Source organism: Coleofasciculus sp. E2-BRE-01, from assembly GCF_040221695.1.
GTDB lineage: Bacteria > Cyanobacteriota > Cyanobacteriia > Cyanobacteriales > Coleofasciculaceae > Coleofasciculus.
In genome coordinates, this window is sequence record NZ_JAVKEA010000087.1 from 1 (window position 1) to 20,077 (window position 20,077).

Annotated in this window: 16 protein-coding genes and 1 pseudogene; 9 read left to right on the forward strand and 8 right to left on the reverse strand. The window is 45.3% G+C overall.

Annotated features, from left to right (window positions below; translation table 11 throughout):
* Positions 1 to 120: pseudogene (locus RIG66_RS10545) on the forward strand (IS630 family transposase); the annotation flags it as partial.
* Here the strand turns inward: RIG66_RS10545 and RIG66_RS10550 are convergent.
* A complete protein-coding gene (locus RIG66_RS10550; protein WP_446377776.1) occupies positions 117 to 854 on the reverse strand; it encodes a slipin family protein in 738 nt (245 codons plus the stop codon). The pseudogene RIG66_RS10545 and the gene RIG66_RS10550 sit on opposite strands and share 4 nt — an antisense overlap.
* Positions 855 to 1,035: 181 nt before the next feature.
* Entirely contained in the window at positions 1,036 to 2,112 is a 1,077-nt protein-coding gene (locus RIG66_RS10555) for a hypothetical protein (RefSeq protein WP_446377778.1), read from the reverse strand.
* A gap of 590 nt (positions 2,113 to 2,702) precedes the next feature.
* Between RIG66_RS10555 and RIG66_RS10560 the strand changes: the two genes are divergently transcribed.
* From RIG66_RS10560 to RIG66_RS10575, 4 genes are all read left to right on the forward strand, one after another.
* A complete protein-coding gene (locus RIG66_RS10560; protein WP_446377780.1) occupies positions 2,703 to 5,609 on the forward strand; it encodes a PAS domain S-box protein in 2,907 nt (968 codons plus the stop codon).
* Between the two features lie 281 nt (positions 5,610 to 5,890).
* Positions 5,891 to 6,439, forward strand: a complete 549-nt coding sequence (locus tag RIG66_RS10565) for a DUF2721 domain-containing protein (RefSeq protein ID WP_446377782.1) — start codon at positions 5,891 to 5,893, stop codon at positions 6,437 to 6,439.
* Between the two features lie 126 nt (positions 6,440 to 6,565).
* On the forward strand, positions 6,566 to 6,751 hold the full coding sequence (locus RIG66_RS10570; protein ID WP_446377784.1) for a hypothetical protein: 186 nt from the start codon (positions 6,566 to 6,568) through the stop codon (positions 6,749 to 6,751).
* A 112-nt stretch (positions 6,752 to 6,863) separates the two neighbouring features.
* Positions 6,864 to 8,975 carry an NACHT domain-containing protein gene (locus tag RIG66_RS10575; RefSeq protein ID WP_446377786.1) on the forward strand — a complete coding sequence of 704 codons (2,112 nt, stop codon included), beginning with the start codon at positions 6,864 to 6,866 and terminating at the stop codon, positions 8,973 to 8,975.
* A gap of 71 nt (positions 8,976 to 9,046) precedes the next feature.
* Here RIG66_RS10575 and RIG66_RS10580 read toward each other — a convergent pair whose 3' ends face one another.
* Positions 9,047 to 9,295, reverse strand: coding sequence for a hypothetical protein (locus RIG66_RS10580; protein WP_446377788.1), 249 nt, complete (start codon positions 9,293 to 9,295; stop codon positions 9,047 to 9,049).
* Positions 9,296 to 9,496: 201 nt separating this feature from the next.
* Positions 9,497 to 9,754 (reverse strand): UPF0175 family protein, encoded by a 258-nt coding sequence (locus RIG66_RS10585; protein ID WP_446345758.1) that lies wholly within the window; start codon positions 9,752 to 9,754, stop codon positions 9,497 to 9,499.
* Positions 9,755 to 10,149: 395 nt separating this feature from the next.
* On the opposite strand from RIG66_RS10585, the gene miaB reads away from it, so the two are divergent.
* From miaB to RIG66_RS10605, 4 genes are all read left to right on the forward strand, one after another.
* Positions 10,150 to 11,505 carry a tRNA (N6-isopentenyl adenosine(37)-C2)-methylthiotransferase MiaB gene (gene miaB, locus RIG66_RS10590; protein ID WP_446377790.1) on the forward strand — a complete coding sequence of 452 codons (1,356 nt, stop codon included), beginning with the start codon at positions 10,150 to 10,152 and terminating at the stop codon, positions 11,503 to 11,505.
* Positions 11,506 to 12,548: 1,043 nt separating this feature from the next.
* Positions 12,549 to 15,161, forward strand: a complete 2,613-nt coding sequence (topA, locus tag RIG66_RS10595; RefSeq protein ID WP_446377792.1) for a type I DNA topoisomerase — start codon at positions 12,549 to 12,551, stop codon at positions 15,159 to 15,161.
* A gap of 87 nt (positions 15,162 to 15,248) precedes the next feature.
* Positions 15,249 to 15,464 (forward strand): hypothetical protein, encoded by a 216-nt coding sequence (locus RIG66_RS10600; protein WP_446355383.1) that lies wholly within the window; start codon positions 15,249 to 15,251, stop codon positions 15,462 to 15,464.
* Positions 15,461 to 15,889, forward strand: coding sequence for a type II toxin-antitoxin system VapC family toxin (locus RIG66_RS10605; RefSeq protein WP_446377794.1), 429 nt, complete (start codon positions 15,461 to 15,463; stop codon positions 15,887 to 15,889). Before RIG66_RS10600 ends, RIG66_RS10605 begins: the two co-directional genes overlap by 4 nt.
* 138 nt (positions 15,890 to 16,027) lie before the next feature.
* On the opposite strand, the gene RIG66_RS10610 is transcribed toward RIG66_RS10605, so the two are convergent.
* From RIG66_RS10610 to RIG66_RS10625, 4 genes are all read right to left on the reverse strand, one after another.
* The gene (locus tag RIG66_RS10610) at positions 16,028 to 16,579 is read right to left on the reverse strand and encodes a Uma2 family endonuclease (protein WP_446377796.1); all 552 of its coding nucleotides are present in this window, start codon (positions 16,577 to 16,579) and stop codon (positions 16,028 to 16,030) included.
* Positions 16,580 to 16,635: 56 nt separating this feature from the next.
* The gene (locus tag RIG66_RS10615; protein ID WP_446377798.1) at positions 16,636 to 17,943 is read right to left on the reverse strand and encodes a glutamate-5-semialdehyde dehydrogenase; all 1,308 of its coding nucleotides are present in this window, start codon (positions 17,941 to 17,943) and stop codon (positions 16,636 to 16,638) included.
* Positions 17,944 to 18,057: 114 nt separating this feature from the next.
* The gene (locus RIG66_RS10620) at positions 18,058 to 18,921 is read right to left on the reverse strand and encodes a hypothetical protein (RefSeq protein WP_446377800.1); all 864 of its coding nucleotides are present in this window, start codon (positions 18,919 to 18,921) and stop codon (positions 18,058 to 18,060) included.
* Between the two features lie 2 nt (positions 18,922 to 18,923).
* Positions 18,924 to 19,985 carry an AAA family ATPase gene (locus RIG66_RS10625; protein WP_446377802.1) on the reverse strand — a complete coding sequence of 354 codons (1,062 nt, stop codon included), beginning with the start codon at positions 19,983 to 19,985 and terminating at the stop codon, positions 18,924 to 18,926.
* Positions 19,986 to 20,077 lie beyond the last annotated feature (92 nt).

Here is a 20,077-nt window from a genome sequence, read left to right on the forward strand (position 1 = left end):
CTTTTTGAATCCATTGAAGAGTTAGAATCTTTGTTGCATCAACTTTTAAATGAAGACAAGCTAGTTATTAACTGGGGGCGCAAACTGAAAAATAAGGGTAATGCTCTTATCACAGTTTAAATGCATGACAGCTTAATAAAATCGGATGGCATCATAATCAAGGTTGTGGTGTTATTTTCCGCGCCAATTTCCGTCAGCATTTGTAAACGCCGTAGTTCTAAAGCGGCTGGATTTTCCACAATCTTCTGCGAGGCTTCAGCTAACTTAATTGACGCTTCTTGTTCTGCGGAAGCCTTAATCAGACGCGCCCGTTTTTCCCGCACAGCTTCGGCTTCTTTTGCCATTGCCCGTTGCATATTCGTGGGAATTTCTACATCTTTAATTTCTACCCGTTCAATCACTACCCCCCACGATTCGGTGATTTCGTCTACAATTTCTTGCACACGCAGGTTGATTTTATCGCGGTTTTGCAAGACATCATCTAAGATATTTTGCCCCACGACATTCCGTAATGTCGTCATCGCTGCTTGATAAACCGCTATTTCGTAATTTTCGACTTTATTAATTGCCCGGAATGGATCAATGATGCGATAATATAAAACAGCATTGACTTTAATCGTCACGCTGTCAGCCGTTACCGCTTCTTGGGGGGCGATATCCACGGTTTTGGTGCGGATATCGACTTGGGCTTTTTGGTCAATCAGAGGTAGAATCCAATACATCCCCTGTCCTCTGACATTGCTGAACCGCCCCAAGCGAAAGATCACGCCGCGTTCATATTCGCGATCAATCTTAAAACCGCTGAGTCCCGCCAGCAGGATGATTCCGAACACTGTGCCAATAATGGTTTCCATAGAGACTTAACCAACTCTAATGTCTCTATTGTAGGAGATAAGCCAGATAGGAAGGTAGAGACATAGCCTATATCTCTACCTTCACCGTTCAACGGATGTACTGCTGTGGCACACCTTAATTGGTGAGTTGTAGGGGCGCACGGCGTGCGCCTATTTTAACAGTAATAGGACTTAGTTTCCTTTAACGACAAGCGAATAATTTCTGCATAGCTGTAGTATAAGGCTGAACAATTGATTGTTGCTCAGCGTCTAGGCGGATGAGAATCTTGTCTACTAAAAGTCCAACCATGCTCTCCACTAATTCCCAACTGACACTTACGCTGGGATAAACCATCTCACATAAGGGATAAAGTTCTTTCTCCATTGCTGCCATATTCTGTTCCAAAACACAAACCCACAGATAAGCTTGAAACATCTCGACATCGCGGATACTTGAGGCTTTTACTTCTGGATGATCCAGTTTTCCGCGACGGCTGCGATAATTGGGGTATCGTTCCAAGGCGTGGCGATAAACCCGTGTGGCAATTTCCTGACTCTTGGGTATAAGTTGCTCGACTAAAGCTAATACAGGAGAATTAAGAGAATGTTGAGCCGCCGCTGTGCATACCCGTTGCCAGGGAATACATACTTGCTCTTCAATAAACTTAAAGTAAGGAGAGAGCAATAACTGTTCCGGTAGGCTTAATCGATTCAACAACACCTTGGAACTGAGATGAAACTGGGTACTCATAAATCCCAGCGTATTCTGATTATTGGCAGATAAATGCTGGGACTGAAATTGCATTAATTCTGGGGTCAGAATTGTCACAAGGGAGGAAACTTCGGGTAGCTCTAATTTGGGCATGACCGAGATTTTATATAAATCGGTCGAAATATCCACAGTGTCTGCTTCAGATAACGCCTCCATTAGAGATGGAGTTGGTGACTGTTTTCGATAAACGGATAAAACTTTGTCATAAACCTGCGCTGAGGATGTGGCGATACCCTGGGATTCGGTTAAGTTGACAACGTTGGGAATGTAGGAGAAGAGAATACTTGTCCGAATACCTGCACATTTGCAGTGAATTTCTATCAGTCGAGAGAGTTTAGTTGCCGTTTTCTCTCGCCCTTGGCGAGAGGCGGCTTCCATTAACTCAATCGTTGTACATTTGTTAGTGGTTAATGAAAGGGTGGATAAGTCAGGGACATAACGGGCTGCCCAAAGATTCAGTAGGCGTTTAACTGTGATACTTTTGTCTAATGGGGTGGTTACCAGCATGAAATACTCCTAGTTTGGGGTGAGGATAGTCAACAAATCGGATGATTGGCATCCGTCGAACCTATCTTTGGCTGGTAGATCCCCTTTTGGACTAAATTCGGGTTAATTCTCCCGTTTTGGGTAGAGACAAGGCAGATGGTAGATGGCAGATGGCAGAAGGTTCCCAGGAAAAAGTTATGTCGAGACGTGCCATGGTACGTCTGAGTTGGGGGTTACTCTCCCTGCTTTGGTGAACGGATGGGAAAATTTTGCCCTGAAGGTCTAGGCTTGCGTTAATGTAACAGTCTTAATGTTTAGTATAAACGCAAATATATGAATTTATGTAAACCTTTTTTAAAGAAATACGGGGAATTTTTCCTGGCTTCCCCGGCTTCCAGACGTAGCATGCTACGTCTCTACATTGCTCCCCCTGCTCCCCCTGCTCCCCCTGCTCCTCTTAACCGAGCAGTCTTGGGGAGTCTCCCCATGTCTAGTGTTGGTGTAGTACAATGTTTAGCTTCTGTATGACGTGACTATACTGAAAAATTAAGAGGGGTGCATCTAAACATTATCGTTTGCCGTCGTCCAGAAGGATTACAACCCAAATTAAAATGAATAGTTTTCAAACGCCTAGTGAATCCATGGAGCAACCAGCCAACTGGGAATTCACTCAAACTTTATTTTTGAGAATATCGGATGATTTATTCGGAATATGGCATAAAGAGGGATATTGGCAGCCGCTGAATCCGGCTTGGGAAAAGGTTTTGGGGTGGACAGAGGAGGAGTTGCGATCGCATACTTCCTGGGAACTGATTCATCCCGATGATCGCGACAATGCCATCGCCTATTTTACCTCAACTGAGCCAGTTGAATGTGAACATCGCATTCGTCACCAAGACGGGAGTTATCGCTGGCTGGCGTGGAAACTCATTCCAGGGGATGATGGTAGGTTGTATGGTGTTGGTCAAGATATCACCGAAACCAAGCACATAGAAGCCAAGCTCAAAGAACGCATCGAGTTTGAGCAGTTAATCACTAGCCTATCCCATCAATTCATCCAGTTGTCCTCTGATGGCATTGAGGATGCCATTAAGCACACCCTGGAAAAAATCGGTAAATTTTGCCAGTGCGATCGCACTTATATGGCATTATTCTCAGAAGACGCTGCCACAGCCAGTATCATCCAGGAATGGACTGTACCGGGCGTGAGTTCCATCCAACCGCAATGGCAAGATTTTCCCACCGATACTTACCCTTGGGGAATGGCAAAACTGAGAAACTTAGAAGCGATTCAAATTTCCCACCGCAGCGATTTACCCGCAGAAGCCAATTCCCTGAAACAAGCGCTGGAGTTAACCGGGGCTAAATCTATCGCCATTGTTCCCATCGCTCAAGGTAATCATCTAATCGGATATTTAGGGTGTTCTGCGGTTAACGCCGAAAAAAATTGGTCAGACGATATCCTCTCCCTCTTACAAATCATTGGCGGTATCTTTGCGAACGCTTTAAGTCGCCAGCAAGCCGAATTCCAACTGCGAGAAAGTGAACGGCGATTTCGGGCGGTTTTCAATCAAACCTTTCAATTATCTAGTTTGCTCACTCTAGAGGGAGATGTCATTGCTGATAACCAGACGGCTATGGACGTTTGCCAACTGGATAGTTCTCAAGTAATCGGATATCCCTTCTGGCAATTAAAATGTTGGACAATTTCTGCCGAAACTCAACAGCAATTAAAAACCGCGATCGCGGAAGCTGCAACAGGAAAAACAATTCGCTACGAAGCTGATATATTAGCACCCGATCAGTCCGTGATCACGATTGACTTTTCCCTCAAACCCCTGCGGAAAGAAAACGGGGAGATAGAACTCTTAATTGCTGAAGGTCGTGATATTAGCGATCGTAAGCAAATAGAAGCCAAACTGCAAGCGGCGATGGGGGATTTAGAACAGCGAGTTGAAGAACGGACTCACGAACTTCAGCAGACGAACGCGCAACTACAAGCAGAAATTCTTCAGCATCAGCAAACCGAAGCCGAGTTACGCAATAGCGAACAACAGTTTCGTCGGGTATTTGATGAAGCGCCCATTGGCATGACATTGGCAGACTTAAATGATCGCTATATTCGGGTGAATCGGGCATTTTATTCCATGCTGGGGTACAGTCAATCCGAAGTCATGGCACTCAGCTTTAAGGATATTACCTACCCCGACGAGTTGGCGCTGGAAATTCCTTATATGCAGCAGTTAATTCGGGGAGAGATTGACAGCTTTCAACTGGAAAAACGTTATATCAAAAAGAATAAAGATTTAGTCTGGGTGAATTTAACCCTCATCGCTTTGCGGGATAAACAAGGTGACGTACTCTATACCTTAGCCATGATCGAGGATATCACCGAACGCAAGCAAGCCATGGAAGCCCTGCGTCAAAGTGAGGCACGTTATCGAGCCATTGTTGAAGATCAAACCGAATTGATTTGTCGGTTTAAAGCCGATGGTACATTCACGTTTGTTAATGATGCTTACTGTCGCTATTTCAACCAACCACGCTCCGAATTAATTGGATATCGATTCAAACCCCAGATTCCCGACATCGACCAGGAATTTGTCAACCAGCAATTTAAAACCCTTTCCGTTGAACAGCCCATCGTCACCTACGAACACCGGGTCATTTTGCCAGACAATGAGATTCGCTGGCAACAATGGACAGAGCGGGTGATGTTCGATAATGAGGGAAATGTTGTCGAGTTTCAGGGAGTAGGGCGGGATATTACATCGTTGAAAAAGGCAGAAGCGGAAATTATTAAAGCCTTGGAAAAAGAACGAGAACTAAGTGAACTGCGCTCTAGTTTTGTTTCCTTAGTCTCTCACGAATTCCGCACCCCCTTAACGGCAATTCTTTCATCGTCAGAACTTTTAGAGCGTTACAGCAAAAAATTAACGGATGAAAAGAAAAAAGCTCATTATCAGCGCATTCAAATCGCGGTTAGCCGGATGACGCAGTTATTGGATGATGTGCTAACAATTGGTAAAGCTGAGGCGGGAAAGCTCACGTTTAAGCCAGCAGAGATGGATTTAATCGGATTCTGTCGGGAAATTGTAGACACGCTGGAAATGAGCATCAGTCAACAGCATTCGATTAACTTTATCAGTCATGGCGACTGTGGTGATGCTCAAATGGATGATAAACTGTTACAGCATATCTTGAACAACTTAATTTCTAATGCGATTAAGTATTCTCCCCAAGGGAGTGAGGTAAAAGTTGAGTTAACTTGCGAAGGAGAATCGGCGATTTTCCATATTCAAGATCAAGGGATTGGTATTCCGCCAGAGGATATCAAAAAACTCTTCTCGTCGTTTCAACGAGCCGGTAATGTTGGCACAATTCAGGGAACGGGATTAGGATTAGCTATTGTCAAAAAATGTGTGGATTTGCATGGTGGACTGATTACAGTTGAAAGTGAAGTCGGCAAAGGGACAACGTTTACAGTTATGTTACCCTTGCAATCGATGGCAGAGTAAATACCCTTTTCCACCCAGCAAATTGTCGTCCAATCGTCGTCCAATTGTAGGGTGCGTTAGCGAAGCGTAACGCACCATTTCTCATGTAAGCGTAACGCACCATTTCTCATGTAAGGCTAAAGCCCCGACTAATTTAGGGCTAAGGCTCCCTTACGACAAACGTCCTGTAACGTGGGTTACAAAATTATTCCTGATATAATGTATCTCCTCTGACTATCGCATTCAATGGCAATCCTGCGCTATACTGCTCAAGATTTAGCTAGGTAGCACCCAGGAAAATCATGGATCAAACGTCTCTCACTGTCACTCAAGTCATTCAAGCTATTCTTGCACCAGCCGTGATGATTTCCTCCAGTGGATTATTTTTTTTGGGATTAAATGCGAGACAGTCTTCTTTATTAAATCGCATCCGCTTATTGAACAACGAGAGAAGAATCCTTTCGCGAGAGTTAATGCATCAAGGACAGTTCGATTCGGGAGAAGATATTCGCTTTTTAAGCTTAGAACATCAACTGAATAATCTGTTGCGCCGCGCCTGGTATGTTCGGAATTCAACCCTCTGCGACACGTTAGCGGTGGTTTTTTTTGTGCTGACCTCATTTGCTATTGCCCTGCATTTTTTTATGGGAATCACTCTCCTGGAACGAGTCCCCATTTTTTTATTTATTACTGGAATGTTTCTGGTATTAGTGGGAGTAATTTGTTTAGCGATTGACGAATTAATCGCCTATTCGGTGATTTTACTGGAGGTTCAAGACAAACAATCGATTATGGTTGACTTTTTCGCCAGACCAAATGAACCGAAGCCAGGAGAGCAGAGTAAAACGTAAAAATCATGCATTTAAGTGTAAATAAGGCTTTTTTAAGTCTGCCTTTTCGAGTGAAAGCCTTAGTGAAAAAATCTGCTGTTGTTGATGACAACTAGATATCCGTCGCATCGATTCCAAGGAGTTGCTTTGCTATCTAATTTACCACTAGAACCCAATCCCTATCTTCTGTTGACGCTTCACTGCGTCATCGGCATTATCGCAGCGCTCCTGGCTCGACGCAAGGGGTTTGATTTTCGCCGTTGGTTGATTATCGGGTTAATTGGCGGTACACCTGCGTTGATAGTGGCGCTAGTGGTTAAGCCAAAACTGTAGGGATTCCAGCCTTGGTTCGTAGTAGGCACGAAGCGTGCCAGAAGCGCTAAAGCGCTTACTACAAACTCTGTTAATCTGTATAGTATTCCCCTAGCTACGCATTCTTACCGCCATGACTGGATCTGAAGTTCTCATCGCTCAAGCGATTAGCGGAATCGCTGTTCCCGTTTTCCAAACCCTCTGGGGACAAGGGGGTAAAGTTCTGGGATTATTTGGCAAAACCCTGGATGAAAAAGCCAAACAAGCGATTTTTAAAGCGTCTCGGCAATATGCACAGAATTATACAGAACGTCATGGCATTCTGAAAGTCTTAGGAATGCGAGAACCTGTCTCCTTGGAAACAGTTTATACAACAGTGCAATTCTTGGATGACGCCGCGATTCAGACTTTTGAATCCGTTGAAACCCTGGAACTTATCTATCGGAAAGCAAAACAGCGGAGTTTTCAGTCTAAAGATTGCCCCAAGCAACCCGGAATCAATGTCGCCAATCAAAAGCAGTATTTGATGGTGTTAGGAAGTCCCGGTGCGGGAAAGTCTACCTTCTTGCGCCGGATGGGATTGGAAGCGCTGAAGGGAAAGAAGGGACAATTTAAACACGCTTGTATTCCGGTATTGATTGAACTCAAGACATTTAACCAGGGTGATATTGATATTGAACATAAAATTGCTGAAGAATTCCGCATCTGTGGTTTTCCCTCTCACCAGGAATTTACGGCTAAAGCGTTGGAACAAGGGAAACTGCTGATTTTGTTGGATGGATTGGATGAAGTGCCAACGGAACGCATGAATCAGGTAATTCAGCATATTCAGAACTTTGTCGATTTACATGATAAGAATCGCTTTATTGCTTCCTGTCGGGTTGCCGCTTATCGCCACAACTTCCGCCGCTTTACCGATGTGGCAATGGCAGAGTTTGATGATGCTCAGATTGAGAATTTTATTAGCAATTGGTTTGGGCGTGAACCTAAAATAGGTCAAGAGTGTTGGCAAAAGCTGAATCATGAAGACAATAAAGCGGCGAAGGAACTGACACAGACGCCGTTGTTGCTGACGTTAGTCTGTTTACTCTATCAGCGATCGCGGAAATTTCCCACCAACCGCGCTACGCTGTATGAACGGGCATTGCGTGTGCTTCTAGAAGAATGGGCAGCGGAAAAAGGTGTGTTTAAAGATGACGTTTATAAAGGATTAGATACGAAACGAAAGGAAATGATGCTGTCGGAAATTGCTCATGATGCGTTTCAGGCAGATCATTTATTTTTACCCAGACGGGAAATTACGGATCAAATTGAGCAACTCTTGGCAGAAATGCTCCCGGATGAAACGTTGATTGATGGGGAAGCCGTTTTAAAATCAATTGAAAAACAACATGGGGTATTAGTCCAACGGGCAGAAGGGGTTTACTCGTTTTCTCATTTGACGCTTCAAGAATATTTAACGGCGCAATATATTGATGATCATCGCCAAATTGAAAAGTTAGTCAAAGAACATCTTACTGATCAGCGCTGGCGAGAGGTGTTTTTGTTGGTTTCTGGATTGATGCGAGGTGGGGCAGATGAGTTACTCTTGTTGATGGAAAAAGAAGCGCAAACCTATATTAATACTCCTCGGTTACAAGCGTTATTACGTTGGGCAGATTGGGTGACGGCTGATTCTGAAAGCGATATGAAGCCTGTGGCAAAACGTGCGATCGCGATCGCGATCGCCTACGCCCTAGCCGACGCCAACGCCTACGCCAACGCCAACGCCTACGTCAAAGCCAAAGCCATAGCCGATGCCCTAGACCTAGACCAAGCCCTAGCCCTAGCCCTAGCCTACGCCAACGCCAAATCCCTAGCCGGCATCTTCGCCAAAGGCTACATCGAGACTATCACTGAAACTATCGATAATGCCTACAAACTGAAAGAACTTAAAATTTTTAAAGATGACAATCTCACTGTCTTGATTGCCAGACTAGAAGCTCTAAAAACTAAAGTACCTAGCGATGAACAACCTTTAGAAAAACATCGAGCATTGGCTGATAAACTATTACAGATTTGTCTCAAAGGTTTTAATTTAACTGAAAAATTAATCAATTTATCTGAAGCAGAAGTAAAGGCAATTTCAAAATATTGCTATGCCAATTTCCTAATAATTCAGTGCAAGGAATCAGCCGTGCGGGTATCGCCCAAAACCTGGGCGGAGATTCAAGAACGGATGTTGCGGGTTCCCGACAACGGATAATCCAAGTTCCGATTGTGTCTCGATTCACGCTGAAGGATGTGCTGGTTTTCCATTTCTTGCTGTTTCATCTGTTAGGATAGACAGATTATGTTAATTGAGTCGTTTAGGCGGTTCGCGAGGACTTGTTTCAGGCTCAAAGACTCGTCAGCCACACATAGAGAGTCGCTAGCCACACATAGAGACTTGCTAACCACATTCAAAGAGTCGCTAACCACACATAAAGACTCGCCAGCCACACTCAAAGACTCGCCAGCCACACTCAAAGAGTCGTTAACCACACATAAAGACTCGTCAACCACACATAAAGACTCGCCAGCCACAATCTAAAGACTCACCAACCCGCTTACCCCTTCAGATGCGAACGTTTCATGGCAAGTTTAGACACCTGAGTCGGGGTGGGTTTAGTTACATCTGGGTGCAACCGAAAAGATAGTCGTGAAACCCGCCCCTACAAAATCTTTCAATCTCCTAATCTGCCACTAACAAGTTACCTCCCTTCGTTGCGCCAGATACAGTGACAACTAAGATGCAGATGAATTACTCTCCTCTGCCAACTCCTCAGCCGTGTATTGCATAAAATCTACTTGATACCGAAACAACGCATTAATCAATTCAGCGCGAGTTATTCCAGCAATTTCAGCGGCTTTACTTTGAGATATTTGCCCCAGTTCATACCATTTTACAGCAGCGGCTATTCGCATCTCTTGGACAAACTCATCAGGATTCTTCCTCAGTGCAGAAAATACAGTTTTGGGAAGTTCAATCGATACAGATGTCATAAAAAAATCTCAACTTGATGACTATAAACCCTAGCATTAAACTCAAACCTGACTTAGCTTAGACGGTCAAACAACTTCAGGACTTACGCCGCGATACCACATAGACCTGTAAAATAATAAAATAAACAATCTGACCCAAAACCATCATAAACACCTCTGCGCCCCTCTGCGTTGACCTCTGCGTCCCTCTGCGTTAAAAAAACACAAGGATGTACCGTACATCGCCCAAACGATTTATGAACTAGGTTAGCGCGATCGCTTTGGGAAAGGGGCTAAAGCCCCGACTACAAACTACAAACTTGTGCGATCGCTCTTGTAGATGGCATACTCATGCCATCATCAGCCAAAACTTATAATAAAAGTCTGTACGCAATATCAAAACCCTACGACTTAACATGACCACCTCTCCCCGTCGCTACCATATCACCACCTTCGGCTGTCAAATGAACAAAGCCGACTCCGAACGCATGGCTGGTATCTTAGAGGATATGGGATTTGAGTGGTCAGAAGATCCCAATGACGCCAGCCTCATCCTCTACAACACCTGCACGATTCGCGATAACGCCGAACAAAAAGTCTATTCCTACCTGGGTAGACAGGCAAAGCGAAAACAAGAACAGGCTGACCTTACCTTAATTGTCGCTGGCTGTGTCGCTCAACAGGAAGGAGAAGCGCTGCTGCGGCGTGTCCCGGAATTAGATTTAGTTATGGGACCTCAACACGCCAATCGCCTGAGAGACTTACTCGAACAAGTCGGTGACGGGAACCAAATTGTCGCCACTGAACCCATCCATATCGTCGAAGACATTACCAAACCCCGCCGCGATAGCACCGTTACGGCTTGGGTGAATGTAATTTACGGCTGTAACGAACGCTGCACCTACTGCGTTGTCCCTAATGTGCGCGGTGTGGAACAATCCCGCACCCCGGAGGCGATTCGGGCGGAAATGGCGGAATTAGGACAGCAAGGGTATAAGGAAATTACCCTGCTGGGACAAAATATTGATGCTTACGGGCGAGATTTACCGGGCGTGACTGAATCGGGACGACATCAGCACACCTTGACAGATTTACTCTATTATGTTTACGATGTCCCCGGAGTTGAGCGGATTCGGTTTGCCACCAGTCACCCCCGCTATTTTACCGAACGACTCATTCGCGCCTGTAAGGAATTGCCCAAGGTTTGCGAACATTTCCACATTCCCTTCCAATCCGGAGATAACGATATCCTCAAAGCCATGGCGCGGGGATACACCCAGGAAAAATATCGCCGAATTATTAATACCATTCGCGATTATATGCCCGATGCGTCGATTAGTGCGGATGCGATTGTCGGCTTTCCCGGCGAAACCGAGGCACAGTTTGAGCATACGTTAAAACTGGTGGAGGATATTGAATTTGACCAATTAAACACCGCCGCTTACTCGCCTCGCCCTGGTACACCCGCCGCCCTGTGGGAGAATCAACTGAGTGAAGAGGTAAAGAGCGATCGCCTACAACGACTCAACCATTTAGTGAACACCAAAGCCGCCGCGCGATCGCAACGGTATTTCGGGCGAATTGAAGAGGTTCTCGTCGAAGACCAAAATCCCAAGGATTCCAGCCAAGTGATGGGACGCACAAGGGGGAATCGGTTGACGTTCTTTAGCGGCGATATTAATGAATTAAAAGGACAGTTAGTCCAGGTAAAAATTACCGAAGTTCGCGCCTTTAGTCTCACGGGTGAAGCGTTAACTTTAGCCCCTTGTTAAAAAGGACGTGATGTCGGGTGGGCAATGCCGATCCGACTCCTGATCGAGGCAGATCTAGCAACTGACGATTGGGAGTGCGATCGGCTAAATAGGGGCTGCTGAATAAGTGCTGTGGTGAGGGGGAGCGGGGGAAGCTGGGGAAGACTTCGGCGTGAGCGCTCAGTCGAACGCTGGGGAAGCTGGGGGAGCAAGGGTACATTTTCGGTGATAGCGGTGCAAGGGTTTTGATGAGTTTTATTCTCTTTCCTGGAAGATGAACCAATGTCAATGCTACTCAAAGTATTGATGGCTAATGGTTTTTTGGTTGTGCAGCAAACCCTAAATATCTATCTACCAACGTAAATCCTTAGCTGTTGAACGTCCTGTAGAAGTGGCTAGTTTTGCACAGTGAGTAACATATCCTTGAATTAGCTAATAGTCATCATCTTCACGATCAATAGAAAAATATATCCCTTGGGTTTTAATCCACCTCTTACAATCAATCATCATCACCCTTTTGGCAATTAGATGTTGGTAGTGGGAGCATCTTGCTCCCTACCTAGAGTCTTGGTTCAGTATTACATTTTCTCCCCCATCTCCCCCATCTCCCCCACCTTCTCTCTGGAAAAAGTGCAGTTACCGTTGAGATGGGATATATAAGAGAAGAAGAGATATGTTATAGATGATCGACCCAAAGCAGTAGCTTAGTATGGGACTAACTGGGACTGTATTCCTGGCATAGCCTTGCTAATTACGACTTTGGGGATGCACCAGCCACCGAACCTAGCCATCATGCACCGCATACGCCAACACCCATGAACATCACTCCCACTCAAAACCATGTCCTTGAGCGACGTGAAGAATCGGTCAGGGCGGGTTTTGTACAACTGTTACCATCAATAGCGACAAGAAAGTCCCATTACCCGCCCCTACGCACTCACGCACCCGGTTCTCTTGAAGGAAGGAAAAGGTTCAAACTCTCTGATTACGGATCAATGACTTGATACCCTGCATAAACGACTTAGATTAGACTATTCAGCTAGGCTGCTATTTTGAGGACTCCCATGACCACCCTCGTCATCGTCGAATCTCCCACCAAAGCCCGCACCATTCGCAACTACTTGCCTTCGGGCTATCAAGTAGAAGCGTCAATGGGTCATATTCGTGACCTCCCTCAATCGGCTAGTGAGATCCCCGAAGCCGTCAAGGGAGAAAAATGGGCGCAGTTGGGGGTCAATGTAGAGGCGGATTTTGAACCCATCTACGTTGTCCCCAAAGATAAAAAGAAAGTTGTCAAGCAACTCAAAGACGCCTTGAAAAACGCCGAAGAGTTGGTACTCGCCACAGACGAAGACCGGGAAGGGGAAAGCATTAGTTGGCATTTATTGCAAGTCCTCAAACCCAAAGTACCCTGCAAACGCATGGTCTTTCATGAAATTACCCAAGAAGCCATTCGTGACGCCCTGCAAAATTGTCGGGAGATTGATGACCAACTGGTACACGCCCAAGAAACCCGCCGGATTTTAGACCGATTGGTAGGCTATACCCTTTCGCCTCTACTGTGGAAAAAAATCGCCTGGGGATTATCAGCCGGTCGGGTTCAGTCCGTTTCCGTGCGGCTACTGGTGCATCGAGAACGCCAACGCCGTGCGTTCCGTCAAGGGAGTTATTGGGATTTAAAAGCCCTTTTAGACCAAGACAATACCCCCTTTGAATCCAAACTCGTCACCCTAGCGGGGACAAAAATAGCCACCGGAAGTGATTTCGACGCCAACACCGGGCAAATTATTGAAGGGCGAAATGTGCGGCTGCTGAATGAAGCCGAAGCGCGAGACTTGCAGGCGCGGCTAATGGACAAAACCTGGACGGTGACTGACCTAGAGGAACGCCCCGTCACCCGGAAACCCGCCCCCCCGTTTACCACCTCCACCCTGCAACAGGAAGCCAACCGCAAATTAAGCCTATCGGCGCGAGATACGATGCGGACGGCTCAAAATCTGTATGAACAGGGGTATATTACCTATATGCGGACGGATTCGGTGCATTTATCCGCACAAGCGATCGCGGCAGCCCGGAGTTGCGTCGAACAAATGTATGGTCAGCAATACCTCAGCCCCAAACCGCGTCAGTACAGCACTAAAAGTAAAGCCGCCCAAGAAGCCCACGAAGCGATTCGCCCCGCCGGAAACACGTTCCGTACCCCCAGAGATACTGGACTATCGGGTCGTGAATTGCAACTGTATGAGTTAATTTGGAAGCGCACCGTCGCCACCCAAATGGCAGACTCACGCCAAACCCACATTACGGTAGACTTAGACGTTGAAGATGCCGGATTTCGGTCTACCGGAAAACGTATCGATTTTCCCGGTTATCTGCGGGCGTATGTGGAGGGTTCCGATGATCCTGACGCCGCCTTAGAAGACCAAGAAGTCGTCCTTCCCGCCTTAGCCGTTGGAGATCATCCCGAGTGCAAAAACCTGGAAGCCATCGGTCATGAAACCCAACCCCCAGGGCGCTACACCGAAGCCTCCCTGGTCAAAACCCTAGAAAGTGAAGGAATTGGGCGTCCCAGTACCTACGCCAGCATTATCGGTACAATTATCGATCGCGGCTATGCCCAAATGCAAAAAAAGACCCTCATCCCCACCTTCACCGCCTTCGCCGTCACCAGTTTATTAGAGAAACACTTCCCAGACTTGGTAGACACCAGTTTTACCGCCAAAATGGAACAAACCCTGGACGAAATCTCCACCGGAGAAGCCCAATGGCTACCCTATCTGGAGGAATTTTATCGGGGTGACAACGGCTTAGAAACCCAAGTTCGCGAACGGGAAGACCAAATTGATCCCAATGAAGCCCGGAGTATCGAACTGGAAAATCTGGATGTCAAAGTTCGCATCGGTAAATTTGGTCCCTACATCGAAGCCGAAAATGGCGAGGGTTCCGTTACCGCCTCCATTCCCCAAGACTTGACCCCCTCGGAACTGGATGCAGAACAGGTGGAGGTGATTCTCAAGCAAAAAACCCAAGGACCCGAAAAACTGGGACTACATCCCGAAACAGGCGAACCGATTTATCTGTTAATCGGGAGTTATGGTCCTTATGTGCAACTGGGTGAAGTCTCGGAGGAGAATAAGAAACCGAAGCGGATGTCTTTACCCAAAGGGGTGAACATGGAAGATGTCACTCTAGACATGGCGCTGGGTTTATTATCGCTTCCACGTACCCTGGGCGTTCATCCTGCTACTGGGGGTAAAGTTCAGGCGGGATTAGGACGCTTTGGTCCTTATGTTGTCCATAACCAAGGTAAAGAGGGCAAAGATTATCGTTCCCTGAAAAAAGAGGACGATGTATTGACAATTCCCATGGATCGTGCATTGGAGATATTGTCTCAGCCGAAAAAATCCAAAGGGGGTAGTCGCAGCAAGTCCAAGACTCCTTTAAAGGAATTAGGGGAACATCCGGAGGACAAAGAACCCGTCAATGTCTACGAGGGTCCTTATGGGACTTATGTCAAGCATGGTAAAACCAATGCGGGACTCCCGGAGGATTTATCGGTTGAGGATATTACCCTAGAAAAAGCCTTGGAACTCTTAGCCGCGAAAAAGTCCAGCAGCCGTTCCAAAAAATCAAAATCCTCAAAATCCTCAAAAAGTCGTAAGAGTACAAAAAAATAGGTTGGTGTAGAGACGTAGCATGCTACGTCTCTACCTAGCGTTTAGGTAACAATTGAGTACACCAACTACGGAAGACCAGAAAACCCAATGGCAAACAACACCTCTTTAGAAAAACGTATGGTAGCAGTTGAAGCAGCGATCGCCGAATTGCAGAAACAACTTGCAAATCCTCAACCGACAAATTGGCTACAACAAATTACAGGGTCTTTCAAAGATGAACCTGCCTTTGAGGAGGTACTGGCTTACGGACGAGCAATTCGCCAAGGTGATGAGTCTGTACTAGAAGCACAAGACGAGTTATGAAATATTTATTGGATACAGACCATCTGAGCGTTCTTCAGCGTCAAACAGGGAAGGATTATAGCAACCTTTCGACACAGATGGCTCATCACCCGCTATCGGATTTTGCCGTATCAATTGTCACTTTTCACGAACAAATGCTTGGTTGTCACGCCTATATTAATCGTGAGCGTAGCCTAAATGATGTAGTGAAAGGATATGAGATGATGGCGCGGCTCGTTAATGACTTTAAAGTGTTATCCATCCTACCATTTGATGCGGGTGCAGCTACAACATTTGAGCAATTAAAGTCAAAACGGATTCAACTGGCAAAGATGGATGCAAGAATCGCGGCAATTGCACTATCTCGCGGATTAATTCTCTTAACCCGCAATCATCGAGATTTCGGAAAAGTGGCAGGGTTGGCAATCGAAGATTGGACACTTTAATGCTATTTCAGCATAATATAAAAACATTTGTATTTATTTACTATTCTCGTTTCCCGTTTCCTGTTTCCTGTTTCCTGTTTCCTGTCCCTTTGTCTACCTCCGTTTTATATCTCAAGTAAAATTGTTATATGTCTTCATTTATATACTGACAATAGAATCGACGGATATACTTATATCAGGAAACGCTAGGGGATAAATTCTTCCTCCCGTTAGCGTCGATCGGGAAGCGTATTCTCCATCTTGGGGATCTCGAAATACAATAAGTTGTCTTCTTTTTAGGTTAATGACCCAGTATTCAGAAATACCAACTTGGGCATAAATTTTACGTTTTATCTCTAAGTCTTTCTCTAAACTGGACTCGGAATACTCAATTAACCAAAAAATGTTGTCTGGATAAGGGTGGTGTTCTAGGTATTCACGCCCCAATCGTTGCACAATGGCGATATCGGGTTCAGGTTCAGAGTTGTTTGGGAGTGTTATCGGTTTAGCTAAACGAACCATCGCGCGATCGCTTAACCGCCGCATCAGATATTCCCCAGCTTCACTACTGAAGTAGGCGTGGGGTTCTCCTTCTGGTGACATCTCGATAATTTCTCCTTGGAGTAGTTCCACCCGCCGATCCTCTAAAATCCCCGCCGCAATCATGCGGTGATACTCGTCTATTGTCCATTTTGCTGTGGTGATTGCCATTGCGATCGCGTTTCTGTTGCTTTAAAGATGAAACACTGATTAGGTTTAGGTTTCCTTCAATCTAAATCCCGATGGGTAAAGGATTTGGCATCCTTGCCACTATAACTCGCAACAACCTGACCTTGACCTGTCATTTGATACTTATACGTCACCAATCCCTCCAATCCTACAGGACCACGGGGCGGTAATTTATTTGTACTAATTCCCACTTCTGCGCCAAACCCATACCGGAACCCATCCGCAAACCGAGTCGAACAGTTGTGGAACACATTCGCGCCATCGACTTGATTGAGGAATATCTGGGCAATGTCTGGATCTTCGGTGACAATAACATCGGTATGCCCAGAACCATAATGATTGATATGGTTAATGGCGTCTTCTAAGGAATCGACTATTTTAATCGACAGAATTAAATCATTGTATTCGGTAGACCAATCCGCATCTGTGGCGGCTGAACAATCGATCATTTGGCAAGTCGCTTCATCGCCACGAAGTTCAACCAGCCGTTCTTGCAAAGCTTTTGCAGCCAAGGGAAGGAAACTCGGCGCGATCGCACGATGCACCAGTAGCGTTTCTATCGCGTTACACACCGCCGGATACTGGGTTTTCGCATCAACGGTAATCTCCACCGCTTTTTGCAAGTCAGCCGCGCGATCAATATAACCATGACAGATTCCATCAGCATGACCCAATACCGGAATTCGGGTATTATCTTGAACGAAGCGAACAAAGGAATTTGATCCTCTGGGAATAATTAAATCAATGTAGTCATCCAACTGCAATAGCGCCATCGTCTCCTCTCTGGTGGTTAAGAGTTGCACCACCGCCGGATCAACAGAACTCGTGGATAATCCTTTGTGAATCGCGTTAACAATCGCTTCACAGGATCGAACGGCTTCCTTCCCACCTTTGAGAATCACCCCATTCCCCGATTTGACCGCCAGAGAGGTAATTTGCATCACCGCATCGGGACGTGCTTCAAAGATAACGCCTAAGACTCCCAGGGGACAAGTAACACGCTTGAGAACTAACCCGTCATCAAGTTCCCGATGAAGTTGGATTGCGCCAATGGGATCAGTCAACTTCCCCACATCCCGCACTCCAGCAATGGCGGCGTTCAGTTTTGTCTCATCCAGCTTCAGGCGATTGTAGAGAGGTTTAGGGATACTCTCCGCTTCTGCGGCTTGACAATCTGCGATATTCGCCGCCAAAATATCCGGTGCTGCGGTTTCTAAGGATTTCGCGATCGCTTCAATCGCTTGATTTTTGGTATCAGTGGACATAACCGCCAACTGTCGCGCCGCTTGGCGAGTGGATTGTGCGATCGCGCTGAGGGATTGGGATGGTACTGGAGTCGCTGTCATGGCTGGAGATACAAATACCAACTAAGTCATCTGAAGTCTAGCAAAATCCTGGGCTGGGCGGAAATTGTGATTGATGTCTTTCCCAGAAGCCACAAGTCCCCTATTAAGACAACGCTATAAGTTCTCAATTTTTGTTCGTAATTCCATCAAATCCGGATATTGAGTAATATCAAGTTGAGCAATTGCCCAAGCAAAAAAGTTTTTTAAAGAGATGTATTGAGATTCTTGCTGCTGCATCGCTTTTTGCAGATCTTTGCCATGAAACCAGATCATGTACTGCTTCTGTTGCCAAAATTCGTCTTGGCTAAACTTAGCCTGATAGATACCTAAACTTGCTTCAAATCTGTCTTGGGTGACTTGATCAACAGCCTCTCTAAACGTCTGAATTAATTCTTTTGCTTTAGCTTGACAGCTTTGTAAATCTAAAGAAGCCGGAAGTTTACCACTACCTTTTGTCCACGTTGTTTCAAGCTGCGATCGCGCCACACTCGGCTTCGCTACATCAGCCAATGCCCATCGTACCGCTTGATAATCTTGCAACGTTCTTGCTGACCTATCAATCCATGCTGTAATTGTCTCAATTCCCACTGAATCGCCGTGTCCCCACTTTGATAAAGGATTTTCCGATTTCTCGGCAAATTTAGCTTGCCAATAATTATGAATTAAATCAGCATCTAAAAGATAATTTTCAATACAAGCACGATGAGTTAAAAAACAGCGTTGTCCCAGTTTTAGCAAATTAACCTCTGAGGTTGGCTGAACATCAAAATCTCTATCCCTGAAAATGATGTATCGTTTATTTATTGCTTCATCAGGAAAAAAGTAACCTTGAGCAAAAACTGAAAATGTAAACTTCCCCCCAGCCGACACAATGGTTGGTCGCTGTCCAGGTTTTTCTGCTAAAACGCGCTCTATAAGTTTGATATCTAAACTGGTTTGTTTTCCCTCACAGAAAATAACCTTATCAACGACACTCACAATTACACTCCTAATCGAATAATATGTGCTTCAGGTACTAATTGCTCGACATAATCAGAGTGAGTTGTGATAATGAATTGATTGTTTTTACCCAATTTAGGTAAAGTTCTCAGCAATGCTTGTTGCATTGGCGGATGTAAATGTAATTCCAGTTCATCAATCAAAATGACTGAATTATGAATATTCCAATTTGCAAAGTCCATTAATATGGGAAAAATAGCCCGCTCTCCCCCAGACATTTCTGAAATTTCATACTGGTTTTTGCTATCGTGGAGATAAAACCAAGGTTCACTCAGGATGTCATCAATATTCTCACGAGGAACCGGACCTTCAAAACTACGTTCGGGAAAAACCTTCTGGTAAGCTCGTTCAATTTCAGCATACACATCTTTTTGTCCTGGACGTAGTTGCTTAATTCTACCTGTTTCAACATCTTGGTGGAATTGCCGCCATTTTGATAGGCGATCGCGTAAAATATTTTCAGTTATTTCAAGTTTTTTATCCGTATTTTCAGTGGTTAAACTTGTTGATGTTCTTTGTTCGGTATACCAAAAGACTGTACCCACTTGTTCAAACGCCTGAAACCCTTCAGATCGAAGTAGTTGTTTAGCATAGTCTCGTCCTTTAAATTGGAACAATTGAGCCGCCGTATCTGCTTGGACTCGCTCACCTTGCCATCTCAAAGTTGCTAGATAATCCTCTGCTGGAGGAACGGGGAAATGACAACCCATTGGTTGTAATTTTTGATGGAACTCCTGAACAGCTTGGAGTTCTTGAGATGAAAATTGTACCTTTAGATTTACCTCTGGCTCAAATCGACCCCAGTTATTTCCTAGCAATTCATAATTAAATCCTACCCAATCTAAATCAGTAAGTTTTTGTAATCGCCCAGTTGCTACTCCCAGCGTCGCCGCAATTGCCTGTAAAAGACTGGTTTTTCCCGTACCATTCATGCCAATTAGGACAATAATATCTCGTGCCAAACCCGTTTCAGAATCCGTAAAATCAAAGGTATAATTCCTAATTTTCTTGAAATAATTCAATTCGATAGATTGGACTTTCATGGCAAACTATTTAACTCTTTACGTGTTTACTCACCTGAATCAGTCTCAGTATATAGTTGGGTAATTATATCATTCAGTAGCATAACCTAAAA